Source organism: Rhodohalobacter sp. (genome assembly GCF_041686455.1).
In the GTDB taxonomy this organism is placed as follows: Bacteria; Bacteroidota; Rhodothermia; order Balneolales; family Balneolaceae; genus Rhodohalobacter.
Map to the genome: position 1 here is coordinate 1 of NZ_JAWLDW010000125.1, position 7,341 is coordinate 7,341.

At 41.9% G+C, this 7,341-nt stretch carries 4 protein-coding genes and 1 pseudogene; all 5 read left to right on the plus strand.

Annotated elements, in window-relative coordinates:
• A partial coding sequence (locus ACESM0_RS11740; RefSeq protein ID WP_372906401.1) for a phosphopentomutase occupies positions 1-1,086 on the plus strand: 1,086 nt, incomplete at its 5' end.
• Positions 1,087-1,251: 165 nt separating this feature from the next.
• Positions 1,252-2,106 (plus strand): RNA polymerase sigma factor RpoD/SigA, encoded by an 855-nt coding sequence (locus tag ACESM0_RS11745; protein WP_322572580.1) that lies wholly within the window; start codon positions 1,252-1,254, stop codon positions 2,104-2,106.
• Between the two features lie 198 nt (positions 2,107-2,304).
• A complete protein-coding gene (locus ACESM0_RS11750) occupies positions 2,305-5,187 on the plus strand; it encodes a two-component regulator propeller domain-containing protein (protein ID WP_372906402.1) in 2,883 nt (960 codons plus the stop codon).
• Positions 5,188-5,211: 24 nt separating this feature from the next.
• Complete coding sequence (locus ACESM0_RS11755) at positions 5,212-5,844, plus strand: response regulator (protein WP_372906403.1); 633 nt, start codon at positions 5,212-5,214, stop codon at positions 5,842-5,844.
• 307 nt (positions 5,845-6,151) lie between these two features.
• Positions 6,152-7,341, plus strand: a pseudogene (locus ACESM0_RS11760) (hypothetical protein); the annotation flags it as partial.

Sequence of the window (7,341 nt, forward strand, 5' to 3'; positions counted from 1 at the left end):
TTAGGGCACGTTTTGGAGGCTACTGAAGTAAAACTCCCAAATTTTGAACGGCTTGGCCTTGGAAACATAGAACCGCTGAAGTCTGTGGATAAATGTGATCAGCCGCTCGGCAGTTATGGAAAGATGCGTGAAGTTTCAGCCGGTAAAGATTCTACAAGCGGACACTGGGAAATTGCCGGAATTCATCTGGATCAACCGTTTCCAACCTACCCAAATGGATTTCCTAAGGAAGTAATCCGGAAGTTTTGCGAAAAAGCGGGAGTTGACGGAGTTTTGGCAAATCTTCCCTATTCAGGTACGGATGTAATTCGCGACTACGGCGAAGAGCATATGAAATCAGGCAAGCCGATTGTATATACTTCGGCTGACAGCGTATTTCAGGTTGCATGCCATGTGGATGTGGTTCCGCTGGAAAAACTATATGAATGGTGTGAATATGCTAGAAATGAAGTGTTGACAGGAGACCATGCGGTTGGGCGCGTAATTGCCCGTCCATTTCATGGTGAACCCGGAAGCTTTGAGAGATTATCTGACGACAGGCACGACTATTCGATGGTACCACCAAAGCCAAATCTACTTTCTCTTTTACAGGATAGCGGTGTAAAAACTTATTCAATCGGTAAAGTAATAGACCTTTTTGCAGAGGAAGGATTTGACCAGTATCGGCGAACAAAAAGTAATGCAGAGGGATTGTCGCAAACACTAAGCCTGATGAGTGCGAAAGTTGAGAACAGCTTTGTATTTGTAAATCTGATCGATACAGACCAAAAATATGGCCACAGACAGGATCCAAAAGGATATGGTGAAGCACTTCAGGAAATTGATCGTGCATTACCCGCTATGATCAACAAACTGGATGAAGGGGATATGCTGATCTTTTTAGGGGACCATGGAAATGACCCTACAGATGACAGTACAGATCACACAAGAGAGTTTGTCCCTTTGATAACCGTAAACGGTTCGCAAAAACCCGGAAAAGATTTGGGTATAAGAAGTACTTTTTCGGATGTAACAGCCACAGCATTGGAGTTTTTTGATATAGAAAATACGCTGCCGGGAACTTCTTTTCTTGGAAAAGTTAAATAGACAATCCAATCGCTTCTCAATACAAATCGGATTTCAAAAGAATGCATTTTGTTTGTATCTTAGACAGTTCGAGTTTGGGATGATTCACAACATATTTCATAACTGCTCGTTTCAATAGCAGATCATGCAGGCGCAAGCACAACTTTAAAGAAATCTTTTTATAACGTGGCAAAAAGTTCAGGAATTTCTACCCGCGAATCTGAATCTTTAGATCGATATTTACACGAAATTGGAAAAGAGAAGCTCATTACTCCCGACGATGAAGTTCGTTTGGCCAAAGAGATTCAAAAAGGATCGCAAAGAGCACTCGAAGAGTTAACAAAAGCTAATCTCCGTTTTGTTGTTTCAGTTGCAAAACAGTATCAGAATCAAGGTTTATCTCTCGGAGATTTAATTAACGAAGGTAATCTTGGCTTGATTAAAGCAGCCAAGCGGTTTGATGAAACCCGTGGATTTAAGTTTATCTCCTACGCTGTTTGGTGGATTCGTCAATCAATTTTACAGGCCCTGGCCGAGCAGAGTCGTATTGTACGCCTGCCTTTGAACCGTGTCGGAGCTTTAAACAAAATTGGTAAAGAACTTTCAAAGTTAGAGCAGGAATACGAGCGTGTACCTTCTGCAGCTGAACTTGCTGAAAGTCTGGAAATGACTGTTTCTGAAGTAGCCGATACACTGAAAATTTCCGGTCGTCACCTCTCTATGGATGCACCGTTTGCTCAGGGTGAAGACAACCGGTTGCTGGATGTGCTTGAGAATGAAGAGATTCCCAACCCGGATAATGAATTGATGGGTGAGTCTCTGAAAGTGGAGATTGAAAGAGCACTTTCTAAACTCACTAAAAGAGAAGCAGAAGTCATTCGCTTGTATTTTGGCATCGGACGCGAACACTCACTAACTCTGGAAGAGATCGGAGAGCGCTTTGATCTTACACGAGAACGTGTTCGTCAGATTAAAGAAAAAGCATTGCGAAAACTTCGCCATCACAACAGAAGTGCAGCCCTCAGAGCATATCTCGGCTAAATGTATTTTTATTATAGGATTTGAAAAAGCTCCATTTTGGGGCTTTTTCTGTTTTTGGCAGGGATTGACAATCAAGTAAGTTTGTTGGATTGATTCTTTAAATCTTTATCGATTTGAAAACAGTTTTGGGGTTTGATGAAGTCAAAACCGCATGAATATGTGATTTGCTCCTTAGGCGGAAGTTGTTAGCTTATTTTGATGATCTATAGCAAAAAAATAGCGGCATTAATTCTTACCGTATTTTTGGTTCAGGATTTGGCTACTGCCCAGATTCTTCCATTCCGCAACTACTCTATCGAGTTCGGGTTGAGTGAGTCGGTTGCGCATGATCTGATTCAGGATTCAAAAGGTTACATCTGGGTAGGTACCGGGTATGGGCTCAACCGGTTTGATGGGAAACGTTTTCGTCAGTATTACGAAGAGAATGGTCTTGCAAACAACAGGGTACACACTCTTTTTGAGGACTCAGAAAATAAAATCTGGGTAGGTACTGAAAACGGTATTACAGTTATAAAAGAAGACTCTCTCCATACTCCTGAATATTTATCAGAGCTATCTGATACAGCGGTATTATCATTTTTCGAAGATTTTTTGGGTACTATCTGGATTGGTACTGCCGACAATGGATTGTGGAGGCTGAACAGTAATAATAGGCTCGTTCACTACAGCGAAGAGAACGATCTTGGTATTATCACGGCAAATGATTTAGCTCAAACTGAAGATGGTGTTATTTGGGTAGCTTCAGACGAGGGGCTTTTCCGGCTTGAAGATGGTAAGTGTGATTATTTTGGAGATGAAGAAGGTCTGCCTGAAGTTCGGGTACAGAGTGTTATTGTTGATAGATACAACCGCCTTTGGATTGCATCCCGTGAGGGACTAGTGCTTTATAGAGATGGTGAATTTCAGTTATTCAATCAGCAGCATGGGCTGGACAATAATCGTGTACTCACCATCACCGTTCAAGCTTATGATAAAATCTGGGTAGGTACCGAAAACGGACTGGCACTTTTTGATGGCCAATCTTTTACAAACTATAGCCGGGAGAACGGCCTTCCAGCAACCACTATCTACTCAAGCATCATTGATAGAGAAGGAAATCTTTGGCTGGGAACACTGGGTGGAGGTATAACCCATTACTCAGGTGAGCTGTTTCAAAGCTACAATATTGATACCGGATTGCCCAACAACGTAGTAAACGGTTTTACTGAAGATCGTTATGGAAATATCTGGATTGCTACTTACGGAGGCGGTGTAGTCAGATACGACGGAGAAAACCTCCGTGTGTTTGATGAAACCGACGGACTGCAAGACAACAAAGTTTATACATTTCTGGAAGACAGCCGTAATCAATTCTGGATCGGTACCCGTGAGGGTATTTCAATATACGATAAGGGGAGGTTTACGGATTTCGAAGCTTTTGATATCAATTTCCAATCCGTAAGGAGTATTTACGAAGACACAAATAAAAATGAATTCTGGATTGCGACTTATAACGATGGAGTGTATCGTCTGCGTACGGATGGATATGACCATTATAATACATCCAATGTACTGCCCAACAATACCGTAATGGACATCAAGCAGGATGAAGAGGGGATAATTTGGTTGGCCACCTATGGAGGTGTTGTAAAGTACCTTGATGGTGAATTTGAAACCATTACTATTGCAGATGGGCTTCCGAGTAACGGTGTTATTGAAATTTTTATTGATCATTTGGGTGAGAAGTGGTTTTCTACATTCAACGGTCCGGCCCGCTACCGAGATGGTGATGTTGAAAGGCTTATTCGATCTAATCAGGTTGAAACGATCTTCTACTTTACAGTTCAGGATCGTGAGAATAGATATTGGATTGGTACAAACCGAGGACTCTACCTGTTTCGTAAGGATGAATTTTATGATTCGGAAACAGAACTTGAGCGGATGCTCTCCTACCGGACTTATACCGACAGCCAGGGGTTAATTGCAAACGAACTGAATGCGGGCGGTTCATTGCTGGCTTCCGACGGCACGATTTGGCTGGGAACAGTGGAAGGAATGAGCCGATTTTTTCCAGACAGGATTGATAATAATTCGACAGCACCGGGGCTAGAATTCGAATCCCTTTCCATTAGCGGCCGCGAGGTGGAACCCGGAAGGGAGTACCGTTTTACACACGATTATAACTTTTTGCAGGCTACAGTAACCGGGCTTACTTTCGAGGCGCCTGATCAGATTATCTATCAACATCGACTAAAGGGACTTAATGATGAATGGACGATAACCCGGGAAAATGAAATCCGTTATCCGGGCCTGCCGCCGGACGACTATTCACTTCAGGTAAGAGCTTACAACGCGGATGGAGCCCAGAGTGAGGAAATTTCGGAATTTAATTTTACGGTACTTCCTCCATTCTATTTCCAATGGTGGTTTATTCTATTGGCCACAGCATTATTTTCCGGCTTGATACTTTTTATTATTCACTATTATCGGGTGAGTAAACAGGTTGAAATTGAAAAAATGAGGGTTCAGATAGCCAGTGATTTACATGACGATGTTGGTTCATCACTCACTGAGCTGGCGCTTCAGACCGATTTTTTGCAGGCAGGAGAGATCAGTAAAGAGATGCGCGATACTTTAAGTCAGCTTGGAGAACAGAGTCGTAAAATTGTAACCAGTCTGGACGATATTGTGTGGTCGATTGATGCACGAAATGATACGGCAGGTGACCTGACCGACCGAATGCAGGACTATGTCAATCAGGTGTTCGGCAATAATCAGTGTGAGGTTATCTATCATTTTGATGATCTGAAAATGGATGAAAAACTACCTGTTCAGGCAAAAGAAAATATTTATTTGATATTCAAGGAGGCAGTCAACAATATTATCAAACACTCTGATGCCACTCGGGCACAAATCCGGTTTTCCTTCGATGGAAATAATTTTAAGCTAAATGTGGAAGACAATGGAAGAACTGCAAATAAGGTTAAAAAATCGGGTCAGGGTTTAAGAAATATGCAGTTAAGGGCTGACAGAATCGGGGCAGATCTTAGCATTAAAAACGGTCAGGGATTTTCGATAACGGCATCAGGCCGTGTATCCTAATGAATCACTAAAAGCGGAGCAGTTATGATTAAAGTTGGAATTGTAGAAGACAATGTAAAAATCAGGAATCTGATTCAACGCTATCTCGACATGCAGGACGGAATAAGCTGCGGTGTAGCCGTTGATTCGGTAGAGGAGATGCTGGACTATTTAAAAGAGAAAGAACTGCCGGATATTCTATTGATGGATATACAACTACCCGGAATGTCTGGAATTGAGGGTATTGGGATTATTAAACAGGATTATCCCGAGATCGATATAATCATGCTTACGGTTTATCACGATTCTCATAAAATTTTTGATTCGTTAAAAGCCGGGGCCTCTGGATATCTACTTAAACACACATCTCTTCCCGAAATTAAAGATGCTGTAGAAGATCTGGCGAAAGGTGGAGCACCGATGTCGCCTCAGATAGCTCGCAAGGTGATTCAATATTTCAATACAAATCAGGTTAAAAAGAAACCTGAATCAGATCTCACCGCTCGTGAACAAGATATTGTGAACGGATTGGTTGATGGGCTCAGCTATAAAATGATTGCCGACAGATATGATATCTCAATTGATACGGTGAGAGCCCATATCCGGAATATCTATAAAAAGCTGCATGTCAATTCGAAGGCGGAAGTAATCGCCAAATCGTTGAGAGGAGAGATTTGAGCTTTTGGGCACTAGACTCTTAAAGAAGCAGACCTTAGTTGTTATTTTGGATTGATGGAAATACCTATACAAGACCATCTTTAGTCTGTTATTTAGTTGTGATCATTTATTTTACCTGCAACACTACGTGCGGTTCAACGTTATAGATAGAGTAGAATTTATGGTTTAGGATAAGCAAAGAAGTTAAAAGCTATTCTGAATGTAAGAATTTTACATTTACTCACATGGACATGTGATACAATTTAAGAAACCAGTTGTGTATATTTACCATTGAAGCTACAGAACTGTTAATAAGCCAGAGGCCGATATGAAATTTAAAATACAATATTTCGCGATTTTAATTGCATCAGGATTATTTTTATCCGGTTGCTATACGCAGGTTGAAACTGTTCAACAAGATCGAGGCTACTATCCTGCTTCCACCCAGCCTGCTCCGGATCGCCGTGCTCCTGTTGAGCAGAGAGCAGGTCAGGTAGTGAACGAAGAGGATTATGTATTGGGCTATGAAGACGGCTGGGATGATTCCGAAGAGTACTATTTTAAGGATTATGAAGCCAAAGAGTGGTACATGAATTATGGAATTGATTTAGCGCATGACAGATATGTGCGAAGATCGTATAGTTCTGTTCATCATCATTACAACCCTTACCATTTCAGTTCGTTGTATACCCCTCCATTTTACAGATACTACGGTCCGGCTTATTATGGGCACAGCTACTTTGCTGTGCAATTTTATCGTCCTCACTTCAGTGTAGGATTTGGGTGGGCTTACTATGATCCGTACCGATTTTACAATGACCCTTATTCTTACTACGGAAGTTACTACGGTGGATACTCAGCATTTAACGGATATTATGGCCGGCCGGTAATCGTTTATAACAACAGGTCCGTTCAAAGAGAGTACGGCCCAAGAAGTACTGGATTGGCCACAAGAGGAAATGTTGTACGAAATAGAAGTGCATCAGTACAAAATAGCAGAAGCGCTATAAGGAGCAATGCCAGATCTACTCAGGTAACCCGAACCAGGAGTACGGTTAACCGAACCAGATCATCGGGTTCAATACGCTCCAACGCAACAACCAGGTCTGGCAACAGATCTACTGTTAATCGATCTAGAACCAATACTAATCGATCGTCAGGTACAGTAAATCGTACTCGATCGAATAACAGGAGCAGCGGTTCTGTAAACAGAAGTAGATCAAGTTCCAATAACCGGAGCAGTGGATCGGTAAACAGAAGTAATTCTTCAAGCCGATCAAGCGGAACCAGTACCAAACGGAGTCGATCCAATAATAATAATCGCCAACAGGCTACTGTAGGATCAACATCAAGCCGTACATCAACCTATGTTGCACCAAGGTCCGATGCTAATCGAATAAACGTTGGCGAAAACAAAACGATTAATAGAAGATCAGTAGTAGTAAATCGTTCAGTGAATCAATCCGCTGTTAACAAAAGAACAGTAAACGCTTCAGTTCCGAACAGGATAGGTAATAC